General features: G+C 62.8%; 27 protein-coding genes and 1 pseudogene. 13 read left to right on the top strand and 15 right to left on the bottom strand.

Annotated elements, in window-relative coordinates; all coding sequences use genetic code 11:
• Positions 1–45: 45 nt before the first annotated feature.
• Entirely contained in the window at positions 46–675 is a 630-nt protein-coding gene (locus tag ACLRGI_RS20160) for a TetR/AcrR family transcriptional regulator (RefSeq protein ID WP_419203234.1), read from the top strand.
• A 16-nt stretch (positions 676–691) separates the two neighbouring features.
• Here the strand turns inward: ACLRGI_RS20160 and ACLRGI_RS20155 are convergent, their stop codons facing one another.
• The 4 genes from ACLRGI_RS20155 to ACLRGI_RS20140 are packed head-to-tail and all read right to left on the bottom strand — an operon-like array spanning position 692 to position 3,133.
• On the bottom strand, positions 692–1,003 hold the full coding sequence (locus ACLRGI_RS20155) for an AzlD domain-containing protein (RefSeq protein ID WP_419203233.1): 312 nt from the start codon (positions 1,001–1,003) through the stop codon (positions 692–694).
• A complete protein-coding gene (locus ACLRGI_RS20150) occupies positions 1,000–1,758 on the bottom strand; it encodes an AzlC family ABC transporter permease (protein WP_419203232.1) in 759 nt (252 codons plus the stop codon). The genes ACLRGI_RS20155 and ACLRGI_RS20150 overlap by 4 nt, the downstream gene beginning before the upstream one ends.
• Positions 1,755–2,189, bottom strand: coding sequence for a DoxX family protein (locus tag ACLRGI_RS20145; protein WP_419203231.1), 435 nt, complete (start codon positions 2,187–2,189; stop codon positions 1,755–1,757). The genes ACLRGI_RS20150 and ACLRGI_RS20145 overlap by 4 nt, the downstream gene beginning before the upstream one ends.
• A gap of 56 nt (positions 2,190–2,245) precedes the next feature.
• A complete protein-coding gene (locus tag ACLRGI_RS20140; RefSeq protein ID WP_419203229.1) occupies positions 2,246–3,133 on the bottom strand; it encodes a glycerophosphodiester phosphodiesterase in 888 nt (295 codons plus the stop codon).
• A 50-nt stretch (positions 3,134–3,183) separates the two neighbouring features.
• On the opposite strand from ACLRGI_RS20140, the gene ACLRGI_RS20135 reads away from it, so the two are divergent.
• Both ACLRGI_RS20135 and ACLRGI_RS20130 read left to right on the top strand, forming a co-directional pair.
• On the top strand, positions 3,184–4,530 hold the full coding sequence (locus ACLRGI_RS20135) for a DUF445 domain-containing protein (RefSeq protein ID WP_419203228.1): 1,347 nt from the start codon (positions 3,184–3,186) through the stop codon (positions 4,528–4,530).
• Between the two features lie 43 nt (positions 4,531–4,573).
• The gene (locus ACLRGI_RS20130; protein WP_419203227.1) at positions 4,574–5,002 is read left to right on the top strand and encodes a VOC family protein; all 429 of its coding nucleotides are present in this window, start codon (positions 4,574–4,576) and stop codon (positions 5,000–5,002) included.
• Between the two features lie 108 nt (positions 5,003–5,110).
• On the opposite strand, the gene ACLRGI_RS20125 is transcribed toward ACLRGI_RS20130, so the two are convergent.
• From ACLRGI_RS20125 to ACLRGI_RS20115, 3 genes are read right to left on the bottom strand one after another with little or no spacing between them, the layout of a single operon-like run.
• Positions 5,111–5,905 (bottom strand): 5-oxoprolinase subunit C family protein, encoded by a 795-nt coding sequence (locus ACLRGI_RS20125; protein WP_419203226.1) that lies wholly within the window; start codon positions 5,903–5,905, stop codon positions 5,111–5,113.
• Between the two features lie 21 nt (positions 5,906–5,926).
• On the bottom strand, positions 5,927–6,676 hold the full coding sequence (locus ACLRGI_RS20120) for a LamB/YcsF family protein (RefSeq protein ID WP_419203224.1): 750 nt from the start codon (positions 6,674–6,676) through the stop codon (positions 5,927–5,929).
• Positions 6,660–7,478 (bottom strand): hypothetical protein, encoded by an 819-nt coding sequence (locus ACLRGI_RS20115; RefSeq protein ID WP_419203223.1) that lies wholly within the window; start codon positions 7,476–7,478, stop codon positions 6,660–6,662. Before ACLRGI_RS20115 ends, ACLRGI_RS20120 begins: the two co-directional genes overlap by 17 nt.
• A 199-nt stretch (positions 7,479–7,677) precedes the next feature.
• Between ACLRGI_RS20115 and ACLRGI_RS20110 the strand changes: the two genes are divergently transcribed.
• The gene (locus ACLRGI_RS20110; RefSeq protein WP_419203221.1) at positions 7,678–7,845 is read left to right on the top strand and encodes a hypothetical protein; all 168 of its coding nucleotides are present in this window, start codon (positions 7,678–7,680) and stop codon (positions 7,843–7,845) included.
• A 113-nt stretch (positions 7,846–7,958) separates the two neighbouring features.
• A pseudogene (locus ACLRGI_RS20105) lies at positions 7,959–9,044 on the top strand (MFS transporter); the annotation flags it as partial.
• A gap of 47 nt (positions 9,045–9,091) precedes the next feature.
• On the opposite strand, the gene ACLRGI_RS20100 reads toward ACLRGI_RS20105, so the two are convergent.
• The gene (locus ACLRGI_RS20100; protein ID WP_419203220.1) at positions 9,092–10,087 is read right to left on the bottom strand and encodes a LacI family DNA-binding transcriptional regulator; all 996 of its coding nucleotides are present in this window, start codon (positions 10,085–10,087) and stop codon (positions 9,092–9,094) included.
• 67 nt (positions 10,088–10,154) lie between these two features.
• Positions 10,155–10,538: an META domain-containing protein gene (locus tag ACLRGI_RS20095; protein ID WP_419203219.1), complete on the bottom strand. Its 384-nt coding sequence runs from the start codon at positions 10,536–10,538 to the stop codon at positions 10,155–10,157.
• A 353-nt stretch (positions 10,539–10,891) separates the two neighbouring features.
• Between ACLRGI_RS20095 and ACLRGI_RS20090 the strand changes: the two genes are divergently transcribed.
• The 3 genes from ACLRGI_RS20090 to ACLRGI_RS20080 all read left to right on the top strand — a co-directional run bounded on the left by ACLRGI_RS20090 (position 10,892) and on the right by ACLRGI_RS20080 (position 13,141).
• Entirely contained in the window at positions 10,892–11,122 is a 231-nt protein-coding gene (locus ACLRGI_RS20090) for a hypothetical protein (protein WP_419203218.1), read from the top strand.
• Between the two features lie 79 nt (positions 11,123–11,201).
• Complete coding sequence (locus tag ACLRGI_RS20085; protein WP_419203217.1) at positions 11,202–12,356, top strand: Gfo/Idh/MocA family oxidoreductase; 1,155 nt, start codon at positions 11,202–11,204, stop codon at positions 12,354–12,356.
• Positions 12,353–13,141 carry a TIM barrel protein gene (locus ACLRGI_RS20080; RefSeq protein WP_419203216.1) on the top strand — a complete coding sequence of 263 codons (789 nt, stop codon included), beginning with the start codon at positions 12,353–12,355 and terminating at the stop codon, positions 13,139–13,141. Before ACLRGI_RS20085 ends, ACLRGI_RS20080 begins: the two co-directional genes overlap by 4 nt.
• Before the next feature lie 17 nt (positions 13,142–13,158).
• Here the strand turns inward: ACLRGI_RS20080 and ACLRGI_RS20075 are convergent, their stop codons facing one another.
• Positions 13,159–13,896 (bottom strand): GAF and ANTAR domain-containing protein, encoded by a 738-nt coding sequence (locus ACLRGI_RS20075; protein ID WP_419203215.1) that lies wholly within the window; start codon positions 13,894–13,896, stop codon positions 13,159–13,161.
• Positions 13,897–14,030: 134 nt separating this feature from the next.
• Here ACLRGI_RS20075 and ACLRGI_RS20070 point away from each other — a divergent pair, with 134 nt between their 5' ends.
• Together ACLRGI_RS20070 and ACLRGI_RS20065 are read left to right on the top strand one after the other, a co-directional pair.
• A complete protein-coding gene (locus ACLRGI_RS20070; protein WP_419203213.1) occupies positions 14,031–14,240 on the top strand; it encodes a hypothetical protein in 210 nt (69 codons plus the stop codon).
• Positions 14,241–14,341: 101 nt separating this feature from the next.
• Positions 14,342–16,162, top strand: coding sequence for a thiamine pyrophosphate-requiring protein (locus ACLRGI_RS20065; protein WP_419203212.1), 1,821 nt, complete (start codon positions 14,342–14,344; stop codon positions 16,160–16,162).
• Here ACLRGI_RS20065 and ilvD read toward each other — a convergent pair.
• The gene (ilvD, locus tag ACLRGI_RS20060) at positions 16,159–18,021 is read right to left on the bottom strand and encodes a dihydroxy-acid dehydratase (RefSeq protein WP_419203211.1); all 1,863 of its coding nucleotides are present in this window, start codon (positions 18,019–18,021) and stop codon (positions 16,159–16,161) included. The two genes, ACLRGI_RS20065 and ilvD, sit on opposite strands and share 4 nt — an antisense overlap.
• A gap of 86 nt (positions 18,022–18,107) precedes the next feature.
• On the opposite strand from ilvD, the gene ACLRGI_RS20055 reads away from it, so the two are divergent.
• Positions 18,108–18,935, top strand: coding sequence for a helix-turn-helix transcriptional regulator (locus ACLRGI_RS20055; RefSeq protein ID WP_419203210.1), 828 nt, complete (start codon positions 18,108–18,110; stop codon positions 18,933–18,935).
• Positions 18,936–18,966: 31 nt separating this feature from the next.
• Here the strand turns inward: ACLRGI_RS20055 and ACLRGI_RS23440 are convergent, their stop codons facing one another.
• Complete coding sequence (locus tag ACLRGI_RS23440) at positions 18,967–19,155, bottom strand: YhaZ family DNA alkylation repair protein (protein WP_503409084.1); 189 nt, start codon at positions 19,153–19,155, stop codon at positions 18,967–18,969.
• Positions 19,071–19,643, bottom strand: a complete 573-nt coding sequence (locus tag ACLRGI_RS20050; RefSeq protein ID WP_419203208.1) for a hypothetical protein — start codon at positions 19,641–19,643, stop codon at positions 19,071–19,073. Before ACLRGI_RS20050 ends, ACLRGI_RS23440 begins: the two co-directional genes overlap by 85 nt.
• Before the next feature lie 112 nt (positions 19,644–19,755).
• Here ACLRGI_RS20050 and ACLRGI_RS20045 point away from each other — a divergent pair, with 112 nt between their 5' ends.
• Together ACLRGI_RS20045 and mptB are read left to right on the top strand one after the other, a co-directional pair.
• Entirely contained in the window at positions 19,756–20,637 is an 882-nt protein-coding gene (locus ACLRGI_RS20045; RefSeq protein WP_419203207.1) for a GDSL-type esterase/lipase family protein, read from the top strand.
• Positions 20,638–20,811: 174 nt separating this feature from the next.
• Positions 20,812–22,419 carry a polyprenol phosphomannose-dependent alpha 1,6 mannosyltransferase MptB gene (mptB, locus tag ACLRGI_RS20040; RefSeq protein WP_419203206.1) on the top strand — a complete coding sequence of 536 codons (1,608 nt, stop codon included), beginning with the start codon at positions 20,812–20,814 and terminating at the stop codon, positions 22,417–22,419.
• On the opposite strand, the gene ACLRGI_RS20035 is transcribed toward mptB, so the two are convergent.
• On the bottom strand, positions 22,416–23,588 hold the full coding sequence (locus tag ACLRGI_RS20035; RefSeq protein WP_419203205.1) for a glycosyltransferase 87 family protein: 1,173 nt from the start codon (positions 23,586–23,588) through the stop codon (positions 22,416–22,418). The genes mptB and ACLRGI_RS20035 overlap by 4 nt on opposite strands.
• 109 nt (positions 23,589–23,697) lie before the next feature.
• Entirely contained in the window at positions 23,698–25,002 is a 1,305-nt protein-coding gene (locus ACLRGI_RS20030; protein WP_419203203.1) for a glycosyltransferase 87 family protein, read from the bottom strand.
• Positions 25,003–25,084 lie beyond the last annotated feature (82 nt).

Below are 25,084 nucleotides of genomic sequence, written 5' to 3'. Positions count from 1 at the left end.
CGCGTAACAAGGGGCCGCGAGGCCTCCGTTGCTACCCTGACAAGCATGGAACAGCCCTCTGAACGCAAGCCCCTCAGGGCAGACGCCGCACGCAATGTGGACAAGATCATCACCGCCGCCAGGCAGTGCTTCCGGGAGCACGGCCCCGACGTACCCCTTCAGACCATCGCCGCCACCGCTGGAGTTGGCCCGGCAACACTGTTCCGCAATTTCTCGGACAAAGAGCAGCTGGTACTCGCAGCACTGTCGCGCCAGCTCCGCCAGCACGTGGACCCCGTAGCAGCAGCCGCGCTCGACGGCATGGACGCTGCGGAAGGACTCATCAACGTCATCGATGCCGTGATGAAGGTTGCCAGCGATGACGCGAACCTCCTTGACGCCGTCGCCGGCCGACGCGGACTCCTCATGGGCATCACCGGCGGCCTCATCGGCTCCATGGCCGCTCTCCTTGAGCGAGGCCAAGGCCAAGGCTCACTGCGCCGGGACATCACTATCGAGGACATGGTCCGTCTCGTCGCCATGCTGATCGGCGCAGTAGACACCATGGAACCGGGCTCGGAAGCCTGGAAGCGTCCCGTGGCGTTGATTGAGGATGCCATCCGGACCGAACGCCCCTCGCGGCCGCTCCCGGAGCAGTCAGGCATCCCGGGCGTCACTTTCACTGAAGCCGTGTAGCTCTCAGCCCCAACTTTTAGCCCCAACCCAGCAGCCGCAGCAACGCTGCGGCTGCTGCACCTGAAATCACTACGACGAGAAACGGCGCGCGCAGCCACAGGGCGACAGCGGCAGCAACCAGGGCGCCGATCCGGGCATCGAGAGCCAAGCCTTGCCCCGAAGCCACAGCGTTTACAATCGTCAAAGAGGCCAGCAGTCCGATGGTCATGGTTCCGGCGACGTGCATGATGCGCGGGTTTTCCAGCAGTTTGGACGGGACAAAGTAGCCCACCAATTTGGTCAGGTACGCCAGCGCACAGGCAATGAGGATCCACAGCCAGAGGTTCATTTCCTGCCCCCGTGTTCACGGTGGTGCTTCTCCGCGTAAGGATCCAAGTCCGGTTCCAGGCCCTCGTCCATCCGTGCATGGCTGAACCAGCCGATGACGCCTGCTACCAATGCCGCCACCAAGATAGGGACTCCGGAGGGGACGAACGGCACGGCCAGGATGGTCGCCAGAGCACAGGCTGCGGCAATTGCCCAAGGTTCGCGGCCTTTCAGCCTCGGCCACAGCAGGGCCAGGAACGCCGCAACAGCAGCACCATCCAAGCCCCACTGCTTAGGGTCACCCATGGCGTCGCCGGCCAGCGCGCCAACGGCTGTAAAGATATTCCACAAGATGAATATGCCAATGCCGGCTGTCCAGAACCCGCGGCGCTGCTCATCGGGATTGGACTGTCCGGACGCCGTCGCCGTTGATTCATCGATGGTTACGTGCGCCGAAATGTAGCGCTTCCAGCCGCGGGGGCGCAGCATGGCGTTGACCTGCATGCCGTAGATGCCGTTGCGCAAACCCAGCAGCGCGCTGGCTGTCATAGCGGCCACTCCGGAACCACCGCCGGCAACCACACCGATGAAGGCGAACTGCGAGCCTCCGCTGAACAACAGCAGGCTCAGCACCATGGTTTGCCAGAAGTCGAATCCGGACGCCACGGCCAAGGCTCCGAAGGACACACCATAGAGACCCGTGGCAATGCTTAAGGACACGGCGATTTTGAATGCCGGCGACTCCCTGAGTTTCATCGGGGCAGCACTGGTGCTCATTTCCGCAGGCTCCAGGACCACAGGATGAGCGGAATCTGAAGGGGGAGCCGGACCGTGTGGATGCGGCGTTCAGCGGCCGTACCCTTCGGGCCATAAGCGCGCCGGAGTGCGTCTATATGCCCTGCGAGGAATGCAGCAAACATCGCCGTGGTGGCATCCGCGGCAATTCTGCGGGTGGCAGGGATCAAAAGTCCGACGGCGGCGGTCACCTCAAGCAGGCCCGATGACGCGATCCATTCCTCACGGGACATCACTGCCAGGGGTCCATTCGGACGGCTCCCCGGCTCGTCCTTGCGGCAGAGGTATTCCGGAACCACCGGATAGTAGAACCTGGGTGTGCGGAAGTGCTTGGAGGCGCTGGCCAAGAGCAGTGCACTCAAGGCAACTGCAGAGGTGGTTTGGGTTGCTTGTGCTGACCAGCGAAAAGACATGAGACCACTCAATCACAAGCGCGGTGGCCCCCAAAGCCACGCCAACTTTGTAGCAGCTAGTTGGACACCATCAGCTGCGCGAGCACCTGGGCCGGCTTGTTGGTGGTGATTTCATGAATACCCAATCCTTGGCACAGGGCAACGTCCTTCTCGGAGTCAACCGTCCACACCCGGAAGATCCTGCCCAACTCCAACCAGCGTTGAACGTTGCGCGCGTGCTCCCTCACGTACTCGATGCCAGGGCCGGCAATCGCTACTTCGCCCGCGTCCAGGACACGTTCGGCCTCAAGCTGGGTTGCCCGCATGACGTTCGCGACTGCGCCGCCGGTCAGGAAACCGAGGCCGAGCTCCTGGCGGATCTCCTTCACCGTGAAGTCGTCCACCAACTGGCAGATGTATTCCTTGGGAACGCTCTGCAGCAGACGCTGAACCGAGTCTGTGTCAAAGCTCATGAAGGAGATGTGTATGTTCTCCAACTTGGATTCCGCAGCCGTCCAGCCCTCCTCTTCCAGCAGGGCCAGTACACGATCCTCCAATTTCAGGCCGTACGGGCTGGGGTGCTTGAGCTCGATGGCCAAACCAATGTCCCGCCCGGCCCCACGGAGGATGTCCAGCAGCTCCGGCAAGGTCAGGAACTGGTCAGCTACTCCCCCGTAGGCATCCGGAATGCGGGCGCCTTTCCACGACGAGAAGTCCAAGGCCCGGAGCTGCTCCAGGGTGTGCTCACCAACCGGGCCCGTGCCGGTGGACGTCCTGTCCAGATTCGCGTCGTGCAGAAGCACCACATGCTGGTCCCGGGTCAGGTGGACATCACATTCCACACCGTCGGCACCATCGGCAATGGCCTTGAGATAGGCGGCACGGGTGTGCTCTGCAAAGACGGCGCTGGCGCCACGGTGGGCGTAGACCTTGGGCCGGCGCGGGGCGTAGTCGTCGCTAGTCATGCAGACACGTTAGCCCACCTCGCTGCACGCTCGGGGACTACGCTGGGCTAATGCAGGTGAACTCTGAACAAATCCCAACCGAAGACGTCACCAACCCCGCTTCCACGGCCGGCACCGCACCCGCGCGAGGCGCATCCGCCGCCGTCGCTCCCTCCGCGGGTGATATGGAAAAGGCGGCTGGGCTGCTCCGCATGAAACGGTTGGCCCTGGCGCTGCTGATCGCCATGGCGGTGATCTTCACGGTGGCGTTCGCACTCCAGAAGCAGTACCCGTGGCTCGAATACGTCAGGGCTGCGGCCGAAGGCGGCATGGTGGGCGCGTTGGCCGATTGGTTCGCCGTCACCGCCCTGTTCAAGTACCCCATGGGCCTGAAGATCCCGCACACAGCCATCATTCCGCGCCGCAAGGACCAGATCGGGGAGTCGCTCAGCGACTTCGTCGAGAGCAACTTCCTGTCCCAAGAGGTTGTGCAGGACAAGTTGGCGAGCATCGACATTGCCCGCAAGGCCGGACGTTGGTTGTCAGCGCCCGGCGGCGCGGAGCGTGTTGCCAAGGAAGGCGGCGCGGTGATTCGAGGCGCCTTCACAGTCCTGAACGACGACGACGTGCAGGCAGTTATCGAGGGCATGGTCCGCAAGCACCTGCTTACTCCGCCGTGGGGACCGCCCGTGGGCCGGATGGCCGAACGAATCTTCGCGGACGGCCACCATCACACCTTGGTGGACCTGCTGGTTGACCGGGCAGCCGACTGGGTGGACGCCAATCATGCAACGGTTAACAGGCTCGTCTCGGATCGTTCGCCCCTGTGGGTGCCGACGTTCGTGGACGGCTTGGTGGGTGACCGCGTCTACGTGGAACTGTCCAAGTTCGTTCGCGCAGTACAGGCGGACCAGAACCACCAGGTGCGGCAGTCGATCGACGCGTACCTCGCGGATCTGGCCCAAGACCTGCAGCACGACCCCGCCATGATCGAGCGCGCCGAATCCATCAAGGCCCAGATTCTCGGCGACCCCGAAGTTCGGGAACTGGCATCCCGCACGTGGGGAACGGTGAAGACCGCGCTGCTCAACGCCGTCGACGATCCCGACAGCGAACTGAGCCAGCGTTTCAAGAGCGCCGTCCGGGACTTCGGAGCGCGCCTAGTCAACGACGACGAACTGGCCGGCAAGGTCAACGCCTGGATTGGCGACGCAGCCGGGTATCTGGTGAATACATACCGTTCAGACATCGCTGGCGTGATCTCCGATACCGTAGCCCGCTGGGATGCCGAGGAAACCTCGAAGAAGATCGAACTTCAGGTGGGTAAGGACCTGCAGTACATCCGTATCAACGGAACCGTGGTGGGTGCCCTGGCCGGGCTGGCGATCTTCACTGTGGCGCATCTGCTGTTTGGGTAACGGGACCCTGGAGCTATCCAGTGGGCCTTGGTAACTTCAACGCATGCCAATCAAACTTGAAAACGTCGGTATTGCGGTCCGGGATCTCGAAGAAACAATCGCCTTCTTCACGGATCTCGGCCTCACCGTGGTGGGCCGGGACACTGTCAGCGGCGAGTGGGCCGACACCGCGGTAGGGCTGGATGGCAACCACGCGAAAATTGCGGTGCTCCAAACCCCGGACGGCAACGGCCAACTCGAACTTTTCGAATACCTCCACCCTGACGCGATCGAAACCAATCCGACCCTTCCCAACGAGATCGGCATGCACCGGGTGGCCTTTTCGGTGGACGACATCGACCAGGCCCTTCAGATTGCCGCAAAACACGGGTGCCATCCGCTCCGTGGCGTGGCGAACTACCAGGACATTTACAAGCTGACGTATCTTCGCGGCCCCAGCGGCATCCTGGTCATGTTGGCGCAGAAGCTATGAGGGGAAGAACGCGGCGTCCTGGCAGCGGGCGACATGCTTTCAGACCGGGAAAGGGAGAACGTAGCTCAGGGACGGATGCGGGTGTACAGCGTAAATCTCTTCTCCTGATCAGCCCAGCAGGTGCACCATTTGGCCAGGCCGTGCTTGACCGATCAAGTCCAGGTCCTCGTCCCGGACCATTGCGATCACCGGCGAGTGGGCAGTGTCCGGGTGGCCTGCCAAAGCGATAACCGGAAGGCCCGACGGCGGCAACAGGACAGAGCCTGATATCAGCCGTTGGGGCTGGTGTTCTTCAGTTGCAGCAACCTCGGAGGGCGCATCTACGTCAAGCGGCCGGCCCGCCAGCCGCGCGCCTGCCCGGTCCGACTCCGGCGAGAGAATCCACGGTTCACTGGTCAATCGAAGCCACGTCCCGGCGTCGTAATTCCGGGTCCGGGGCCCGCGCGAAACCCTGGCAACCACAGGACGTTCCGGGTCCAAAGCTCGCCGGGCTGGCTGGGTTGCCTCCGGGAATGCGTGGGCTTGCGACCGCCCGAATGTCAGAGCCGCACCAGCCTGCAAAGGCTCCGCCTGTGCCGAAATTCCGCCTTGGACCCCCACGTAGTATCGAAGCCCAAACAGGGCAGGGCCGAGCTCAAGCACTGCGCCGGGCGCCACCCGTACAGCCTTATTGAAGGGCAGCTCGTTGCCGTTGAGGGTCACCATGCCTTCGGCACCGGTGACAGCCACTGCCGAGCCCGTCACGAACCTGAGCTTCAGCCCGCCCAACAGCACTTCAAGTCCGGCTGCAGAGCCAGGGTTACCCAGGAGGGCATTTGCCAAGTGCATGGACGCGCGGTCCAGTACTTGCCCAGGATCGAGAACCAGCGTGGCCGAACCCGGCTCCACCACTACCGCACCCATAGGGCCTCCCCAGAGACAGAGTTACGCGAAGGCTTCAATCTGGACGCCGGCCTGTTCAAGGCCCTCCCGAACGGCAGCTGCCATGTTGACCGCACCGGGCGTATCACCGTGGATGCACAGCGATTCCGCCTGCACCGGAACGACGGTTCCGTCTATGGCCAGCACTTCCTTGCGCGTTGCAAGCCGGACGGCCTGGGCCACGACGGCGTCCGGGTCATGCAGCACAGCACCTTCCTGCGTTCGCGGTACCAGTGTTCCGTCGGGCAGGTAGGCCCTGTCCACGAACGCTTCGCGGAACACAGGGTGCCCGGATTCTTCGGCGAGTGTCAGCCACGCTGATCCGGGCAAACCCAGGACCGGCAGCCCGGGATCGTAAGCATGGACAGCAGCCACTACGGCTTCGGCCTGCTCAGCGTCCCGGACAATCCTGTTGTAAAGCGCACCGTGGGGCTTCACGTAATCCACCGAAGCTCCCACCGCGTGGGCCATGCCGTCCAGGGCGCCTAATTGGTAGAGAACATCGCCAAAGAGTTCGTCGAACGTCATGTCCAGGGAGCGTCGGCCAAAGCCCGCCAGGTCCCTGTACCCAACATGGGCACCGACGCGGACATCCAGTTCGAACGCCGCCCGGCAGCTGTCCAGCATGGTGAGGGGGTCTCCGGCGTGGAAGCCGCAGGCCACGTTGGCGCTGCTCACGATGCGGAACATCGAGGCGTCGTCTCCCATGGTCCAGGAGCCGAAAGACTCCCCCAGGTCAGCGTTCAGATCCACCGCTACCGCCTTCCAGGGTTGTGTTGTTCAAGACGTTCTTTGGTGCGTTGGGGAGCAACTCGCCAGGGATGGTATCCGGCAGGGGTCCGAACGCATCCTTGGCAGTGGACACCACGGCACGGCCCATCATCAGGTTTCCTGCTCCACCTACTACGGCGCCCACACCGAACGGCAGGGCACGGCCGAGGAACGCGGTCCCTTGCCGTTTCAGGAGGTTCTTCAGGAACGCGCGCTGGATTGAGTCACGGATGACCCCGAAGCCGCTTCCGGGAATCTTCTTGGTGAGCGTCCGGCCCCACGCGTTGGTCACACCTTTGCCGCGACCCAGCGATTGACCGCTCAGGGCGCCCAACATGGACGTGCCTTCTTCTCCCAGCATGATGGCCATAACCATGGTTTGCGCACGCACAGGGTCTGTCAGCCGGATGCCGTGGAGCTCCGCCAGGGACGAAGCATAGAGTGCAGTGGTCTCCAGGAAGCCCACTGTTGCGAGCGCGGAAAGTCCCAGGGACGCCGCGGTTCCAATACCAGGCACGACGGCGGTAGCGCCCACCGCAGCACCACCGCCGGAGATGGCCAGCAGGTAGTGGCGCTCAAGTTTGGCGGCAAGCTGTGCCGGTGAATCATGGGGGTACCTGCGTTGGAGCCGGCGAAGGTTGGCCAGGACCAAGGGTCGCTGGACTTCGACGGCCTTCAGCAGCACATTGTGCACTCCGGGCTTGGCATTGCCCTCGGCGTCAAAGACTGCGTTGTGGGCTGTTTCCTGGGCGATCTTCACCGCCGGGTTGGGGCGCTTGGGCATCTTCACCTCTCCTTGGCAGTTAGTCGTTTCACGGGGAACTGCTGGCTTCAGCCTATGCCACGCCCTCACCTGGCGAGGGCTGTTCATGGGCTTATGTGGACAGTTTTCCGCGCAGAGCGGACGCCAAAACCGCCGTCCTGCGGCGTAGACTGGGATGCACTCACGGAAGCAGTCCACGCCAGGACAGAGAGCATCCCCCATGAAAGCGACAGACAAGACCGAGCATGTCATCCGGCACCACACCGACGCCCCGGCAGAGGGTGAAACGGAAGGCTGGGTTTCGCACGATACCGGCTTGCATAGCCAAGACCCTGCGGAAGGTCCGGACATCGACGACGACGACGCCCCGCCGTCGGGCGCTTCATAACTTAGCTTCCTCCCCGACTTCGTTCGGGTCACCGGGACGCCAACCACGGCACCAACCACCGGTACGCCAATCACGGCACCCACGCCTCTGCCACAGTGTCATGGCGCAGGTCTAGGTTTCCGCAGCGGTTCCTGATTATCGCAGTGGAGGGCGCCAACCTGGCAGTCATTGCCACCATCACAGCGCTGGCCATGTTCAACGTCCTTCAACTGTGGCACCTGGCCATCGGCGCTTTCATTCTGGGTGTGGGCCAGGCATTCTTCTTTCCTGCGTACTCGGCAATACTGCCGCGTATCCTGCCTGCGGACGATCTTTTGGCAGCGAACGGATTGGAAGGCACAGTCAGGCCCGTTTTGCAGCAGGCGGCCGGCCCTGCCCTTGCGGGAGTATTGGTAGCAGCGCTCTCCCCGGCGCACGCTGTGGCCGGGGTTGCCGTCTGCCACTTGCTGGCGTTCGGGATCGTGAATTTCCTGAGTCACCAAGGGCTGGGGCCGGACACTTCCGCATCGAGTGAGGCGCCGGCGAATTCGTCCCTGGTCAAGGATCTCCGGGAGGGATTCAGTTACACGATCCGCACACCCTGGCTTCTGTGGACACTGATTTGGGCATGCCTGTCCGTGCTGTTCCTGATCGGACCAATAGAAGTCCTGCTGCCGTTTGTGGTCCGGGATCAGCTGGGTGGTGACTCGAGGACGTTCGGCTTCCTGCTGGCAGTCATGGGGGTGGGAAGTGCCGCTGCCGCGCTGGCCACGGCAACGTTCCGTCTTCCCCGGCGATACCTGACGGTGATGGTGGTGACGTGGGGCCTGGGAAGCCTGCCTGTGGCGGCGATCGGGTTCATGGACAGCTTCTGGATGCTCGGTGCCGCCATGCTGGTCTTCGGTGCCACCGAGGGAGTGGGCATGGTCATCTGGGGAACGCTCCTGCAACGTCGGGTGCCACGGCATTTGCTGGGCAGGATATCGAGCTTGGACTTCTTCGTTTCGTTGGCCCTTATGCCGGTGTCCGTGGCCCTCGCCGGACCTTTGGCTGAGGTGGTTCCTATCTGGCTCATCTTCTTCGTCGCCGGTCTGGTGTGCCCCATCATGGCCTTCATGGCGCTCTTCGCGGCACGCATGATGACGGATGAAATTGAGAACCCCTTGACCTCCAACAACGTGGACTCAGAATCTGCAGACGCGCAGCCCGACTCCGTATAAGTAATCCTGGGTGCCGCCGACGAACACAAGGATCGGGCCACGGAAACTCAGCTGGCGCCTGACGACGCCAGGCCAGTGGTATTTCTGACTACCAGGTGCGGTGTTCGCACGACGTGCGCTGCCGGCGTCGAGCCCTCCAGACGATCCACGGCACGATCAACGGCAACGCGCGCCAGGAGGGGGGCGTCCTGGCTGATCGAGGACAACTGAACGTAGCTGAGACGGGCGAACTGGCTATCGTCGTAACCCAGGACGGACACATCGTCAGGCACGCGGAGGCCTGCGGCCCTGAAACTTTCCCAAACGCCCAAGGCACAACGGTCATTGAAGGCCACGACGGCGGTGGGCAGGTCCTCCTGCAATTCGCGGCCGGCGCGCTGCCCGTCTTCCTCCGTAGCGCCACCGGGGACAATGCGGCTCTCCAGCCCGCGGCGCGCCATCTCGGTGCGGAAGGCTTCGCGGCGCTGCGGCCCTGAGACGGCGTCTCCGCCATCAACGTGCGCTATCCGCCGGTGTCCCAGCGAGGAAAGGTGCTCCACGGCGATGCGCATGCCCGCTTGATCGTCACTGCTGACTGAATCCAAGGTGTGGCCGACGTCGTCGCGGAGCAAACTGACCACGGGTAATCGTATGGCGTACGCGGCCAATTCATGCTCAGCCAGACTTGGGGAAATCATGATCAGGGCCTCACACCCGAGGTCCAGAAGCGATTCAACGGCCCGCGCTTCGGGCCTTCCGTTGGCCACGGCACTCAGGGCGATGTCATAGCCGCGAAGGGCGGCTCCGGCATAGGCAGCGTCAACAAGTTCAGCGTGAAAGGGGTGGGCGGTGGAGAAACTGACCCCCAGGAGACGGGTCCGGTTACTGCGGAGGAGCCGTGCGCGACTGTCGGGACGGTACCCAAGGTGGCGCGCCGCTTCCTGGACTTTGAGGCGGGTAGCTTCGGAGGCTCCCGGAGCGCCGCGCATCACAATTGAAACGAGGGCGCGGGAAACACCCGCGGCCTCAGCCACATCCATTAGCGTGGGCCGTTTCCCGGTCATGGCTCTCCTTCGTTCCGAGTCATTCTATAGAACGATCTAAAGCCGGATAATCCTGTCAGCTACGTGGCTAGCTGCTTCCGGACAGAGTTCCGATTTGGGATCCGTCCTGGCCGAACACCGCTAGCTTCCCGTCTTCCTGAATCTTCGCGGTTGAAGCATTGGAAAGCCACGTGTCAACGCTTTCGCAGGCCATCCGCGTGGAACTGAACCCGCCGAATGTGATGGTTTTTCCATCCTCTTTCCAGGAGCCCATCAACCGATTGCAACCATCCGTGCCAGTTGCCTTGCCGTCCGAGGCGAGGTTCAGGGAAGGCTGCTTGGTGTCCTTGGCGTCACCCCATTCACCAACAAACGGACTCGTGGTGCCGATACCGCCACAGCCGGCCAAGAAGGCTGCAGCAACGAGGATCGGGAAGAGAGCGCGGAAGGTTCGGGGCTGGGTGTGCGCCATGGGGCACAGTCTAGGGTTGATTGCGCTCACAACACAGCCCATCACCGGATCGTGCGGTCGGTCGCGACTCAGACGACCGACCGCACTAGCCCGGTTTACGCAGTGACGGCGCCCCGGGCGGGCCCCAGAACCCGCCACACCCGCCACTGCTAACTCCGCCGATGAACCACAACGCAGCCGAAAAGGGCAACGGCGCAGTACGCAGTTCAACGACATGGGCACTCAATATGTGCTCTGACCTGCGGAAACGTGACGCGGGGTTTCGAGGATTATTTTTTCCGACACGATTGGGCCCTTCCGAACACTTCCAAGTAGCCGGAAAAACAGGCACCGGATGCCCGCAGGAGCAAAACATGAATCCCCTCAACGTACTTACGTCACCTGCCGCCCTGTCCATGGCCGAGGCGCCGGACACCTACCTTCTGGTCATGGCGGGCCTGGTCTTCCTTACGGGCGTGGCCGCAGCGGCCAGCGTCCTCCTCCTTTTGGCGCTGGCACCGTTGGCTCAGTTGGCACTCCACATCACCAGATCCACCCGCGCAGCCGCTACCTTGCCCACGGCGGCCAGCAAACAAGATAACTAGATCGATCTAGACGGCACCCACTCCCGCATGCGAGCATTGGAAACTAGAACGATCTAGAGCCCGCCTTGAGGAGCAGTACATGACCTACCTTCAGCACCCCGCCACTATGAATCAGCCGGTTCGAATCGCCGTGATAGGCACCGGCTGGATCGGCACATTCCACGCTGAATCAATTGCGAAACGCCTTCCCAACGCAAAGTTGGAAGCACTGACCGACCCCGTCCTGCCGTCCCTCGAAGCACTCGCCAGCCAACTGGGCGTGAGCAAGATCAGCACGGACGTCGCGGACGTCCTGGCCGATCCGGAGGTAGACGCCGTGCTGATTGCGGCCCCCATGCGCTTCCATGCAGAGCTGATCGAGGCAGCAGCCAGGGCAGGCAAGGACGTCTTCTGCGAGAAGCCCGGCGGGCGAACCATTGAGGAACTCGATTCCGCCATCGATGCGGCGACGCGTGCCGGCGTCGTGCTTCGCTTGGGCTTTAATCGGCGCTATTCCGCCGACTTCGCGGCCGCGCGGAAGCTGATCGACAACGGCGCCGTGGGCGTTCCCCAACTGCTCCGGTCCCTAACCCGGGACCCCGGGACTGAAGCAGGGATCGGCAACCCTGAACGCATCGCCCCCGGCACGATCTTCACTGAAACCCTCATTCACGATTTCGATACCCTGAACTGGTTGAATCCCGGCGCGGTTCCGATCAGGGTGCATGCGGTGGCGGACGCCTTGGTGGCGCCTGAAGCCAAAGCCGGTGGGCTCCTGGACACAGCGGTGGTGACCGTTACCTACAGCAACGGCGCCATTGCTGTAGCGGAAGCCAACTTTAATGCGCTTTACGGCTACGATGTCCGCGGTGAAGTCTTCGGCTCCGCGGGAATGGTCACCGCGGGCAGCGTCCAAGCAACCTCAGCCACGAGCTATACCGCCGCAGGGATCGAATCGGACACCCACCGCCTGAACATTCACCTTTTCCATGACGCTTACACGGCGGAGCTCGCGCACTTCGCGGACGACGTCAGCGCACGTCGCGGCATCCCTGGAGGATCTGCGACGGCGGCAACCGCACCCGGGATTGCAGCTCCTGGCGGGGTGGATGCCCGCAATGCCTTGGCCGTGGCGTTGGCTGCCCGCCAGTCAGCCGAAACCGGACAGCCAGTGGAGCTTTCCTCGATCGCGGAGCTTAGGCCCGCTGAGCCTGGAATGCAGGGCGCAACTCGCTTGCAGGAGCCTGGAGCATGAGTTTCCGCTTGGCCGTGTGCGCTGAGATGGTCTACGGCGAGCTTCCGCTGCTGGACCGCGTGCGCCGCATCAAGGATCAAGGGTTTGAAGTTGAGTTGTGGGACACCCGGGGCCGCGATATTGACGGCCTCGCAGCCACCGGAGCCACATTCTCCTCCATGAGTGGCTACTTTGGCGGCAGCGTGATCGATCCCGATAGCGCCCACGAAGTCCTGGCCTCGGCTGAGAAGCTGATTCCCACAGCACTGCAGCTCGGGGTGGAGCGCATGGTGGTTCATCCCGCCGAACTTGGCGAGGGTGGCCGCGCAGTCCGGCCAACCCAACGGCCCACCGGTCAGATGTGGCTGACCGGGCTCCGCACTTTGGAGAAGTTGGGCGAACTTGGCGAAAAGCACGGCATCACGTTTGCCTTGGAAAACCTCAACACGGTTCTCGACCACCCGGGCATTCCACTTGCCCGGGCCAAGGACACCCTCGCGCTGGTGCAGGCCGCAAATCACCCCAAGGTGAAGATGATGCTGGATCTGTACCATGCGCAGATTGGCGAAGGGAACCTGATTGAGCTGGTCCGCGCGGCCCGGCCCTTCATCGGCGAAATCCAAGTGGCTGACGTTCCGGGGAGATTCGAGCCGGGCACCGGAGAGATCAACTACCCTGCAATCGCCAAGGCTCTCCGGGACACCGGATTCACCGGAGTGGTCGGTATGGAGGCGGGAGCTGTAGGCGGACCCGGCATTCAAGCAGGCGACGCCGCCCTGGCCGCCTTCCGCACCGCGTTCAGCTAATCGGTGGTTTCGCTCAGTCAGTCGTCAAATCGCAGCTGATTGTCACTACTGCCGCTGAGGTTGGCAATGATCTCCGAGGCGACCGCATGAAGTTTTTGGTTTCGATGGCTTGAAGCTTTGGTCAACACACTGAACGCCTCATCCTGGCCGCAACGGTTCTGGGCCATGATGACGCCGCAGGCAAGGTCAATGACCGTCCTGGAGGACATTGCCGTCTTCAGATCCGCGTTGAGCTGCTCCACGGTTTCGATCCTGATGGCCAGGCGCAAGGTACTGCCGGCCACGTCGGCGAAAGCGGCAGCTTCAGCCATGACAACATCGGTGAAAGTTCCGGCCGTGGGGGCGAAGAAGTTGATGACCGCTTCAGATGTCTCTCCGAGGTCCATGGGTACGCCCAAGGCGCTGCCGACACCTTCAGCTTCCAAGGCCCGGCTGTATAACGGCCAGTTGGTATCGGTGGCAACGTCTGCCAGCAGGACCGGCCGGCCAAGGTCCAAGGCTTCCAGGCAAGGGCCCTGTTTGAGCTCCTGTTCAATCTTGTCCAGATAAACAGCCCTCTCACTGCTGCCCGCAACAGTGGCGGTTCGTTTGCGCCGGCGTAACGTCAGGGCGCAGTCGATGTTTTCACCGGCCACCTTGCTCATGGCGTCGCAGGCGAAGCTGGTCACGCCATTGAGAATTCCGTGGATGTCGGAACTACCGACCACCAGCTCGTGCAGGCTTCTGATGTGTTCAGCACTTCCGGTGGGTTCCATGAGCCTAATGGTAGGAACACTTCGGCTTCCCGTCACCCATTGCCCCGGAAACCGAGCAGAAGATACAGTTCAACAGTAAGTAACCTGATCATTTCAGATCGAGCGACCCGCCGCCACCACCGGGAAAAACTGCCATGGAAGATCCACGAGGAACAGCACGGAACCTCATACGGAGCCGGACCATCGATCTTGAAGACCTCTGGATCAGATACTGGGCCCATGGTGGAAATGCCCCCGCGTTCGAGCTCGACGCCTACGTCTTTGAAATTCAGGAACGGCACCCCTTCGAGTTGCGCATCCTGTCATGGGCACTCGAAGACCTTGGCGTCGACGCCGCCCTTTGAGCGGACAGCTGGAGATCCCGCACTAACGCCTCCTGATAAATAAGCATGCTTACCATGGTTGCGGGACGGTACCCCTACCTACTGACTAGAGGAGCCATGGCATGACTCAGCGAACAGTTTCAGATCTCATCGTGGAACGCCTCGAAGCCTGGGGCGTGGACAGGGTGTTCGGATACAGCGGCGATGGCATCAACGGCTTTATGGGCGCCCTCCGGCGCTCCGAGGACAGGATCGAATTCGTCCAGGCCCGGCACGAGGAAGCAGCGGCTTTCATGGCCGTGGGCCACGGCAAATACACCGGAGGCGTCGGCGTCGTGACCTCCACCCAAGGCCCCGGGGCCGTCCATCTGCTCAATGGCCTCTACGACGCCAAGATGGACAGCGTTCCGGTAGTGGCGATCATCGGGCAGCAGAGCACCACGGTCCTGGGCTCGGCCTACATGCAGGAAATCGACCTGTTGACCCTGTTCAAGGACGTGGCCGCACAGTTCGCCCAGCTTGCCAGTTCTCCCGAGCAGGTCCCCATGCTGATCGACCGCGCCTTCCGCACAGCCCTCGAAACCAAATCACCGTGCGTCGTGATCGTGCCCCACGACATCCAGACCGCGGACGCCCCGGAGCTTGAGCACGAACACGGAATTGTGGTCACCGCTCCCCTCTGGCATCCGGCACGGGTCATGCCGCGCGAGAAAGAACTCGACGCCGCAGCGGACATCCTCTCCAAAGGTGAACGGATAGCGTTGTTCGTTGGCCAAGGCGCCCGCGGAGCCCAACAGGAAGTAGTGGCACTGGCAGAACAGCTGAACGCCGGAATCACCACCAGCCTGCTCGGCAAGCCCTACGTGGACGAGACACTCCCCTTCGCGGCGGGAACCATGGGCCACCTGGGCACCACCGCCAGCGCATACTTGCTGGAAAATTGCGACACCCTGCTGATCATCGGCTCCAACGACCCCTGGACCGAGTTCTACCCCAAGCCCGGCACCGCCAAGGCCGTCCAAATCGACATCGATGGCCGCAAGATCGCCAACCGCTACCCGGTGGAGGTCGGGTTGGTGGGTGACGCAGCAGAGACACTGACCGCGCTCGGTAATCGCCTCGAATCACGGAACCAGCCATCACGCACCCAGTGGCGTTCCGACGTCGAAACCCAGGTCCGCGCGTGGCGTCGCCTTTCAGGGGAACGGGCCAACGTCCCCGCCGAGCCCGTCAATCCGGAACTGGTGGTCCGCGAGCTCAACGGCAGGCTCCCCGGCGACGCCCAGTTGAGTATCGACGTCGGCAGCTGTGTTTACTGGTACGCGCGCCAGTTGACTCTTCCGCCCGGAGTCCCCGCGCACCTGAGCGGCACGCTCGCCAGCATGGGTTGTGCCATCCCTTACGGGCTGGCGGCGAAACTTGCCCATCCCGGCCGGCCGCTTGTGGCCTTCGCCGGCGATGGCGGCATGCAGATGCTGGGCGTGGCTGAACTGATCACGGTGGCCCACCGTTGGCGCGATTGGGCGGATCCCAGGTTCGTCGTCTGTGTCTTCAACAACCGCGACCTCGCCGAAGTCTCCTGGGAACAGCGTGAAACGGAGGCCGAACCGCGCTTCCCTGCCAGCCAGGAAATCCCGGACTTCCCTTACGCGGCCTATGCTGAGCTGCTGGGCTTGGCGGGGATCCGGGTGGAGGACCCCGCCAAGCTCGGCGACGCTTGGGACTACGCGTTTTCGGTGGATCGCCCTGCAGTCATCGAAGTCCTCACCGATCCAAACATCCCGCTGCTCCCACCCTTCCCTGCCGGAGCAGAGAAGTTGAAGGGCATGCGCGCCGCACTGGCTGAAGAAGGCAGTGACGGTGAGCACGCACGGACGTTGCTGGACACGTACGCGGAAGGCGAATCGCGGCCGCGGAGCTCTCAAGGCAAGCAGGCGCCCTAGAGGTTTTCCACCAGCGAGACGTCACGCACGGCGCCCTTGTCAGCGGATAGGGCCATCGCAGCGTAAGCCCGCAGCGCCGGAGAAACGTGGCGTTCGCGGTCCTTCGGCTTGTAGCCGCCGTTGACTTCGAGTTTTTCGCGTCGTTCAGCGAGGATCTCGTCCGACACCTGCAACTGGAGGGAACGCTGCGTGATGTCGATGCTGATGATGTCTCCGTCCTCCACCAGGGCGATGGCGCCGCCGGAGGCAGCCTCCGGGGAAATGTGGCCGATCGACAAGCCGGAGGTGCCGCCGGAGAAGCGGCCGTCCGTGATGAGGGCGCACTTCTTGCCCAGGCCGCGGCCCTTGAGGAACGAGGTTGGGTAGAGCATTTCCTGCATGCCCGGGCCGCCTCTGGGGCCTTCGTAGCGGATGACCACCACGTCGCCTTCCTTGATGGACTTGTTCAGGATCTTTTCCACGGCTTCGTCCTGCGATTCGCACACGACTGCGGGGCCTTCGAAAATCCAGATGGACTCGTCCACGCCTGCGGTCTTGACCACGGCTCCGTCCACGGCGACGTTGCCGTGCAACACGGCCAGGCCACCATCCTTGGAGTATGCGTGTTCCACGGAACGGATGCAGCCACCCTCGGCATCGGTGTCCAAGGAGGTCCACTGATTCGACTGGGAGAACGCCGTGGAGGAGCGGACGCCGCCGGGAGCGGCGTGCCAGAGTGCCTGCGCTTCCTCAGTAGCCTTGCCGCCGCGGATGTCCCAGTCGTCCAGCCAACCATCAAGATCGTTGGAGTGCACCGAGTGGACGTTCTTGTGCAGGAGGCCGCCGCGGTTCAGCTCACCCAGCAAGGCGGGAATGCCGCCGGCGCGGTGCACATCCTCCATGTAGTAGCTCTTGTCCCCGGCGACGTTCGGGGCCACTTTGGCCAGGCAGGGCACCTGGCGGGACTTGGCGTCCATCTCGGCCAGGCCGTAATCCACGCCCGCTTCCTGGGCTGCTGCCAGCAGGTGCAGGATGGTGTTGGTGGAGCCGCCCATGGAGATGTCCAGTGCCATGGCGTTGTCAAAAGCCTCGGCAGTGGCGATGGAGCGCGGCAGAACGGACTCGTCGTCGCCGTCGTAATAACGCTTGACGAGCTCGACGACGGTGGCCCCGGCCTTCTCATACAGCGCCTTGCGGGCGGTGTGGGTCGCGAGCACGGAGCCGTTGCCCGGCAGGGCCAGGCCGATGGCCTCGGCAAGGCAGTTCATGGAGTTGGCGGTGAACATACCGGAGCAGGAGCCACAGGTGGGGCAGGCGTTCTCTTCGATGAGGTTGATGTCTTCATCGGAGATGGACTCGTCCACGGCGTCGGCAATCGCGTTCACCAGGTCCAGGGAGCGCACGGAACCGTCAGTCAGGGTCACGCGGCCGGCTTCCATGGGACCACCGGAGACGAATACCACGGGGATGTTCAGGCGCAGCGCTGCCATGAGCATGCCGGGGGTGATTTTGTCGCAGTTGGAGATGCAAACCAGGGCGTCGGCGCAGTGTGCGTTGACCATGTACTCAACGGAGTCGGCGATCAGGTCACGGGATGGCAGGGAGTAGAGCATGCCCGAGTGGCCCATGGCGATTCCGTCATCCACGGCGATGGTGTTGAATTCGCGCGGGACAGCGCCCGCGGCAAGAATCGCGTCGGAGACGATCCGGCCCACGGGGGCGAGGTGGGTGTGGCCGGGGACGAATTCGGTGAAGGAGTTGGCCACGGCGATGATCGGCTTGCCGATATCTGTGTTCGCGACGCCGGAGGCGCGCAGCAGTGCGCGGGCTCCGGCCATGTTGCGGCCGTGGGTAACTGTTCTGGAGCGAAGTGCAGGCATAGGTACCATCCTGCTGTTCTTCTACGCACGGCGGAAGACGGTGCTGCTACTAGTAGTGAAAGTACCAGAGTAATAGTGTTGAGTCCGTGAAAGACGAGAGGCGTAAGGAACTGGGACTCTTCCTCAGAACCCGCCGCAACCAGGCCCTGCGTTCGGATTACGGGTTGCCACCTGTAGGGCGTTCCCGCGAGCGCGGCCTCCGCCGGGAGGAGATCGCCTTCCTCTCCGGGGTCAGCGTCACGTGGTACACGTGGCTTGAGCAGGGCCGGGACATCAGTCCGTCGCGGCAGGTCCTTGAGTCCATAGCGCGGGCCCTGCATTTGTCCGATACAGGCCTGAGCTACGTTCTCTCCCTGGGCGGGTACTCGTCCGCGCTCCCCAAGGGCCCCGTAGCGGCAGATGCGCCGGCTCACGTGCAGCGGCTCTTGGATGCCTTGGACCCGAACCCTTCCTACGCGCTCTCCCCCGACTGGGGCATAGCCGGCTGGAATCGCGCATACGAGGCGCTGTACCCCAACATCGGAACGTTCGACGCCGCCGACAGGAACCTGTTGTGGTTGGTCTTCACAGACCCCTACATCCGCGACCTACTTCCGGACTGGGACGTCACGAGCAAGCGCTTTTTGGCGGAGTTCAGGGCCGAAACCGGGCAACGGCTTGGCGATCCGGACGTGGCGTACCAGGTGGATCGGCTCAAGGAATCCAGTCCGGAGTTCCAGGAAAGCTGGGACCGATACGACATCCTGGGCTTCGAATCACGCGAGCGCCAGTTCCACCACCCGGCGGTTGGCGTGCTGCAGCTTGAGCATCACCAGGTTTCACCCTCGGACAGGCCGGACCTCCATATCGTTGTCTATACGCCAGCGCCGGGTAGTGATGCGGGCGAGCAGATGCAGCGGCTGATGGGCACCTGAAGCACGTGAGGACCTGCGGCGGAAGGTGGGTCTAGCTGGGCTCGCTCTTGTTAACGACGAAGTGGGCAGGCGCCGACGCGACGCCATTTGCCTGGACTACCACGTAATGCTGGCCCGGGTAGTAGGTACGGGTTGTTATCGGGCGGAAGGAGTGTGCCTTTGCGACGGTGACGGTCTCACCCGGGAGAATCCGGCGGGATGTGAGCTTCTCTTGGCCCACGGCAAGTAGGCGCGGGAGCCCTCGGTAGCGAGCCGGCGGACGTTTTCGTCGTCGTGATTCGTCCAGGTTTGCATTGTGGCGATGGCTCGTTCCGGCCGGGCGGCTATGAGGTCACGGACAGCGAACTCTCCCGTTAACCTGCTCGTCAGGCGGGACAGGACCGTAAGAGCGGCATCAAAGTGGGTGAGCGACCCGGATTGTAGTGCCCTGCCGGTCACGACTTCGGTGACTGGCCAGAGCATCCAGCCCGCAAAGCGAGGGTCATCAAGAGCATCGAGCACGATCTCCTGAACAGCGAGGTAGCCTGCCGGCAGGTCCTGGAGGAGCGCATCCCTGACAATGTCAACCCGCTGCCGGAGGCGTTGTCCGTCAAGGGAGTTACGTGAGCGCTCCAGCGTTGGCAGTTCGAGGCCGGGCTCAACGCCCACGAGTATGGATTGCAGTTGGGTGACCACAGTGGGATTGACCAGCTCATCCATGGCGCCCATATATTTTCTCCTTCGACGGTGTTTGCCATGGTAGGCGATGGGAGTGACAACCAAAACGGGCATCCGAACACCACCCATGGTGCTCGGCGTTCAGTAAGCGCACTATGGAGGCATGAACGCTCCCGGTGCCAGCGCGCAGGGTGGTTCCGGTAGCTTCCGGGCTGGCCTGCACCCGTGGAGCCGCTATGTGGCGTTGGGCGACTCGTTCACTGAGGGCTTGGGCGATCCCGAGCCGCGGAGCCCCGGCGGCCTCCGCGGCTGGGCGGACCGGGTCGCCGAAGAATTGAGCGCCGGGCACGAGGATTTCGCCTACGCCAACCTGGCCATCAGCGGAAAGCTGCTTCACCAGATTCTCGAAGAGCAGGTGGAGCCGGCAATCGAGCTGCAACCTGATCTGATCACCCTTAACGGCGGCGGTAATGACGTGCTCTTCCATAGGAGTGATCCGGACAAGCTTGCCCTCGAGCTGGATGCGGCAGTGGAAAAACTGGCATCCACCGGCGCCACCATCGTGCTGTTTACAGGCCCGGACTGGGGCGCAACCCCGGTGCTGGGCCGCACCCGGGGGAAGGTAGCCATCTACAACGAGAACATCCGGGTGGTCGCCGCCCGCCATGACGCCGTGATCGCCGATCTCTGGGCACTGCGCCAACTCACGGACCCCCGGATGTGGGATCCGGACAGGCTTCACTTCTCCCCGCTTGGTCAACACACCATCGCCATGATGGTTCTCGATACCCTTAACGTCCCGCACACTCTGGAGCCTTTGACACCCAAACCCTTACCCGAGCGCAGTTGGCGTGAGGCGCGGGTGGGCGACATCATTTGGGCCAGGGAGCATCTCTTCCCATGGGTTGTGCGGCGCTTGACGCAGCGAAACGCCGACGACGGCCGGCACCCTAAGCGGCCGGAGCCCGGCCCCGTCTTCGGAGCGAGTATGCCTCCCGGGGCATATATAGGCCAAGACCCCCGTAATAGCCCGGAACGGGGATGAAGCCCCCGGCTATTACATGGCGTGGCTATGGAGTCCGTCACCCTTTGCCGCGCCTGTAGTGGTGTTGGCAGGATCGACGCTAAAATTTCACTTGCCGCAAGTACAAGCTCTTCGGCATCAATCCGCGTTTATTTCTTAGGAGCGCCATACCGTGAGTGGGGGAACCGACCAGTCATGACGGCAGGTAGTACCCCCAGTCCGCGTCCCGGCACTTCAGCAGCCACCGACCCGCCTTCCTCCACTGCTACGAAGGCCCCGCAACCAACAGTTCCTGCGACAAAGCCCGTAGCTTACCCGGCCATTTTGCAGGGGTTCCTTGGTTCGCTGTTCATGTTTGCCGGGTCCATTGGCATCGGATGGATCGCCAACGGATCCCCGATGATCCGGCACCCCATAGTCATCGCCCTGCGCACTGAGGGTTGGGGCGTCACGATCTCCGCTGTCCTCTTGACAGTTGGCGCAATGTTGCTGGTTCGGTCCTGGCTGAGGCTGGGCCAACGAATGGGCAGTTGGGAGGGCAACTCCCTCAAACCGATCGTCGCCGCGATCGCAGCCTGGTCCCTTCCTTTGCTGTTCGCCGTGCCCGTCTATTCGCGTGACGTCTACGCGTATATAGGCCAGGGCAGGCTGATGATGGAGGGCCAAGACCCTTACGACGTCGGCATCTCGGCTTTGAACAACTGGTTCGCCTTGGGTGCGGACCCGGCTTGGGCGGAAGCCCGGACTCCGTACGGACCCTACTTCCTGTGGATGGCCCACGCCGTGGTGGCCATTACGGGCGCCCAGCCTGACGTCTCAGTGCTGCTGTTCCGGCTCCTGGCCGCCGGCGGGGTGCTGTTGTGCGTTGTGTACGTCCCCAAACTCGCAGAGCTTCACGGGATCAACGGTGCCCGGGCGCTCTGGATCGCCGTGGCCAACCCGCTCTTCCTGATCAGCTTCGTAGCCAGCGCCCACAATGACGCCATCATGGTGGGCTTCGCCGTTGCAGGAACCTACTTCGCAGCCACCAAGCGGCCGTTACTGGGCATCCTGCTGGTAACACTTTCCATCGGAATCAAACCGGCCACCGTTTTGCTCCTGCCCTTCATTGGGCTGATGTGGGCCGGTGCCGGGGCGTCTTGGCCGCGGAAGTTTGGAATCTGGGCCGCCACCGCGAGCATCAGTTTCGCCATTCTGGTGATCAGCGGCCTCCCTTACGGCCTGGGCCTGGGCTGGGCGTGGGCCATCACGGACCCCACCCCGGGGTTCACCGGCTACTCGCCGTCGGGATTCCTTGGCCAGCAGATCGAGTTCCTCGGTAACGCCCTGGGGCTGCCAGGCAATGCGATGGCGGACATCCTTCGAGCGGTCATGAAGTGGGGCGCCGTGGCCCTGGTCCTCGTGCTGATGTTCCGGGGAGACCATTCCCGTGTGGTGCGGCGCATGGCCCTTGCGTTCGCCGCCATGGTGCTGCTCTCCCCCATCATCCAGCCTTGGTACATCCTCTGGTTCGTCCCCTTCCTGGCCGTAACAGGGATTCGGGACGACTGGCAGATGCGGTGCCTTTACGTCGGCGTGACATTCTTTGTGGTGTTTGGTGCGCAAGACCAGTTGTCAGTGTGGTCCTTCGTGGAAGTCTCCGTGGACCTGTCCTCACTGGCCTTTGCCATCGCGCTGCTGTTCGCGTTCTACCTGGTGTTCCTGGATATACATACCCGCAGGCTGCTGGTCCAAGGCAAGCTGTCGCGCTGGGTGGGGCAGACCGACCGTCGCCTGCTCCACCGTCCTCCGACTATCCGCTAAAGCGCCCTCGGACTGACAGGCACGCGCCGCCCCAATTCAACAGTCCGCTTCACGGACCACCACAGCAGTACCACCAGCAGGACATTCCGGGTGGTCAGCACAGCGGCCATGACGGGGTGGGCGTGGATGAGCGGGGTGTAGAACAGCGGATAGATCACGAAAGTGGTCATGGCGATCCCCATCAGCAGGGCGGCCGGTACCTTCCAACGGTTCCAGTCGTGCGTCAGTCCCGCGATGATCACCGGTGACAGCCAGATGATGAACTGCGGCGAGCCCACCTTGTTGAACACGATGAACGCCGTTGTCATCATCAAGGCACCTTCGAGGAACAGTTCCTCGCGCTCCGCTCCGCGCTTGAGTGCACGGACCAGGAGGATGGCGGCTGCGATCGCTGCAACGATCAGCAGCGGCTGCATCAGGAAGGCCGCAATTTCGGCACCCGGCCCATAGACCTCCGTGGAGTTGATGGCTGTGTTGTCGGCCATCTTGGATCCGGCGATGTTGAAGACACTCAGCCACACCCAGGGCGTGGAGAAGGTGGCTTCCAGCTGCATACCGCGCTCCCCCTGGTTGATCAGGAAGTCCAGGATGTGGCTGAAGCCGCCAGCGAGGTAGGTTCCGAAACCTACGACGGCGGTGACGCCCACCCCGGCAGCAATCATCTGCAGCCGGTTGCGGGAAGCGATGATGATGGGCACCAGCACCGCTGCGGGCCATACTTTGATCCACGTTGCGATGCTCAGCAGGACGGAGGCAACAACCGGCCTTTGGGCGGCGCAAATCAAGGCGATCAACACAATGGAGGTGGTGATGCCTTCAACGCGGGCAAAGCTGAGGTAGCCCATGAAAAGGGTGAAGAACAGCCACCACCATGCGGGCGCAATCCCCGTGAACCGCCGTGGGCCACGCGTCAGGTACCAAAGGCCCAGCGCGTTGAGGGCCGTGATCATCAGGGTCCACACCAACAAGTACAGCTCCGGACCGGCTATGCCCGCCAGGAAGATGGGAATCTGGGCCAGCACCGGATAAACCCAGGGGCTGATCTTTCCGGTGAGGTTTTCCGGGTTATAGCCCTCCATGGCCCACTGACGGTATTGCTCAGTGTCACTGAAGGTGTTGCCGCTGAGGAAGAAGGACGCCATCCAGCACAGGAAGTAGAAATGGACCACGGCGAATCCCCACCACACGCTGGAGGGGCGGGCGAACCACGCCACTGCTGCGGGAGGCAGGACACGGCTGCGGATACGGACCAGCTGGTCGAAGAACGTCGCGGAAATCTTAGTGCTCCTTGCCCGCTGGCGCGGTGACCATGGAGGGCTTACGGCCCAGCGAATACAGGCGACGAGCCGACCAGAAGAAGAGGACCACCAGCAGGACGTTACGGATGGTGAGGACCAGGGCCATCCAAGGATTGTTGTGGCTCAAGGCATCGTAGAAGAGCGGGTAGATGAAGTAGGTGGCAACCGCGATCACTATCAGCATGGTGGCCGGAACGCGCCACTCTTTCCAGTTGTGCGCCAGTCCCACAGCTACGGCAGGCGCGAGCCACACCATGAACTGCGGCGACCCAACCTTGTTGAAAACGATGAAGGCGGTGACCAGCGTGAGGGCTCCTGAAAGCAGAAGTTCCGTCCGGTCCACCCCGCCGTTGAGCTTGCCTTGGTGCAAGGCCCAGAAGGTCAAACCAGCGACGGCGGCCGCTGCCAGCAGCAGGAGCGGCTGCATCAGCACCGACATGAACGCAGTGCCGGGTCCGTCCACCTGCATGGAGTTGATGTCCGTGTTCATGTACATGCGGGAATCCCCCACCCCAAGGACCGACAACCACAACCAGGGGGTGGTGAAGGTCGCTTCGAGCTGCATTCCACGGTCACCCTGTTGCGTCAGGAAGTTCAGCAACTTGGGGACGGCACCAACTGCCGCAGCCAACCCGATCACTACCGCCGTCGTCGCAATTCCTGCCGCAACAACATGCAGGCGTTTCCTGACCACAGCGAACAGGGCCAGCATGACAGCAGCAGGCCATACCTTCACCCAGGTGGCGACGCTCAGCAGGACAGATGCGACGAAGGGCCGCGTGACGCCGTAAACCAGGGCCACCAGGACAATGGGGGCAGTCAGTCCGTCAACGCGGGCGAAGCCCAACCAGCCCATGAGGAAGACGAAGACCAGCCACCACCAAGCGGCCGGGATTGCTTCCTGCCGACGTCCGCGGTCGGTGAGCTTGAGCACCGCCCAGCCGTTAAGGAGCGTCGTGAGCAAGACCCACAGGAAGAAGAAAGGGCCAGGACCGGCCACTGCTGCCAAGCCCATGGGAATCAGGGCCAGAATGGGGTAGACCCAAGGGCTCGGTCCTCCGGTCAGGTTCGCTTCATCGAATCCCGCCAGGGCCCATTCACGGTAGATAAAGGTGTCGCTGAAGGCTTCGCCACGCAACGAGAGAATGGCCCCAAAGACCAGGAACACCAGGTGAATCACCACGAAGCCCCACAAGAGGCCTCGCGGGGAGTTCATGCCTGACGCCAACCTCGCTGGGATTGTTTTACCGCGAATTTCCGCGAGCATACTGAAGAAACTGTCCATCAACGAAGAACTTCCTGGCTAGGTGGGTCCTTGCCTCAGCAATCCCCAATTTTCATGGGACCGAAAAACCCCCGCATGCTAC

Origin of the sequence: Paenarthrobacter sp. PPS72 (assembly GCF_048537125.1) — a bacterium.
GTDB classification, from domain to species: domain Bacteria; phylum Actinomycetota; class Actinomycetes; order Actinomycetales; family Micrococcaceae; genus Arthrobacter; species Arthrobacter nitroguajacolicus_E.
This window is presented reverse-complemented; position numbering and strand designations above follow the sequence as displayed.

Excerpts from the sequence above, each read along its gene's own strand:
- ACLRGI_RS20160 (WP_419203234.1), top strand. The coding sequence starts at position 46 with ATGGAACAGCCCTCTGAACGCAAGCCCCTCAGGGCAGACGCCGCACGC.
- ACLRGI_RS20155 (WP_419203233.1), bottom strand. The coding sequence starts at position 1,003 with ATGAACCTCTGGCTGTGGATCCTCATTGCCTGTGCGCTGGCGTACCTG.
- ACLRGI_RS20150 (WP_419203232.1), bottom strand. The coding sequence starts at position 1,758 with ATGAGCACCAGTGCTGCCCCGATGAAACTCAGGGAGTCGCCGGCATTC.
- ACLRGI_RS20145 (WP_419203231.1), bottom strand. The coding sequence starts at position 2,189 with ATGTCTTTTCGCTGGTCAGCACAAGCAACCCAAACCACCTCTGCAGTT.
- ACLRGI_RS20140 (WP_419203229.1), bottom strand. The coding sequence starts at position 3,133 with ATGACTAGCGACGACTACGCCCCGCGCCGGCCCAAGGTCTACGCCCAC.
- ACLRGI_RS20135 (WP_419203228.1), top strand. The coding sequence starts at position 3,184 with ATGCAGGTGAACTCTGAACAAATCCCAACCGAAGACGTCACCAACCCC.
- ACLRGI_RS20130 (WP_419203227.1), top strand. The coding sequence starts at position 4,574 with ATGCCAATCAAACTTGAAAACGTCGGTATTGCGGTCCGGGATCTCGAA.
- ACLRGI_RS20125 (WP_419203226.1), bottom strand. The coding sequence starts at position 5,905 with ATGGGTGCGGTAGTGGTGGAGCCGGGTTCGGCCACGCTGGTTCTCGAT.
- ACLRGI_RS20115 (WP_419203223.1), bottom strand. The coding sequence starts at position 7,478 with ATGCCCAAGCGCCCCAACCCGGCGGTGAAGATCGCCCAGGAAACAGCC.
- ACLRGI_RS20110 (WP_419203221.1), top strand. The coding sequence starts at position 7,678 with ATGAAAGCGACAGACAAGACCGAGCATGTCATCCGGCACCACACCGAC.
- ACLRGI_RS20100 (WP_419203220.1), bottom strand. The coding sequence starts at position 10,087 with ATGACCGGGAAACGGCCCACGCTAATGGATGTGGCTGAGGCCGCGGGT.
- ACLRGI_RS20095 (WP_419203219.1), bottom strand. The coding sequence starts at position 10,538 with ATGGCGCACACCCAGCCCCGAACCTTCCGCGCTCTCTTCCCGATCCTC.
- ACLRGI_RS20090 (WP_419203218.1), top strand. The coding sequence starts at position 10,892 with ATGAATCCCCTCAACGTACTTACGTCACCTGCCGCCCTGTCCATGGCC.
- ACLRGI_RS20085 (WP_419203217.1), top strand. The coding sequence starts at position 11,202 with ATGACCTACCTTCAGCACCCCGCCACTATGAATCAGCCGGTTCGAATC.
- ACLRGI_RS20080 (WP_419203216.1), top strand. The coding sequence starts at position 12,353 with ATGAGTTTCCGCTTGGCCGTGTGCGCTGAGATGGTCTACGGCGAGCTT.
- ACLRGI_RS20075 (WP_419203215.1), bottom strand. The coding sequence starts at position 13,896 with ATGGAACCCACCGGAAGTGCTGAACACATCAGAAGCCTGCACGAGCTG.
- ACLRGI_RS20070 (WP_419203213.1), top strand. The coding sequence starts at position 14,031 with ATGGAAGATCCACGAGGAACAGCACGGAACCTCATACGGAGCCGGACC.
- ACLRGI_RS20065 (WP_419203212.1), top strand. The coding sequence starts at position 14,342 with ATGACTCAGCGAACAGTTTCAGATCTCATCGTGGAACGCCTCGAAGCC.
- ilvD (WP_419203211.1), bottom strand. The coding sequence starts at position 18,021 with ATGCCTGCACTTCGCTCCAGAACAGTTACCCACGGCCGCAACATGGCC.
- ACLRGI_RS20050 (WP_419203208.1), bottom strand. The coding sequence starts at position 19,643 with ATGGGCGCCATGGATGAGCTGGTCAATCCCACTGTGGTCACCCAACTG.
- ACLRGI_RS20045 (WP_419203207.1), top strand. The coding sequence starts at position 19,756 with ATGAACGCTCCCGGTGCCAGCGCGCAGGGTGGTTCCGGTAGCTTCCGG.
- mptB (WP_419203206.1), top strand. The coding sequence starts at position 20,812 with ATGACGGCAGGTAGTACCCCCAGTCCGCGTCCCGGCACTTCAGCAGCC.
- ACLRGI_RS20030 (WP_419203203.1), bottom strand. The coding sequence starts at position 25,002 with ATGGACAGTTTCTTCAGTATGCTCGCGGAAATTCGCGGTAAAACAATC.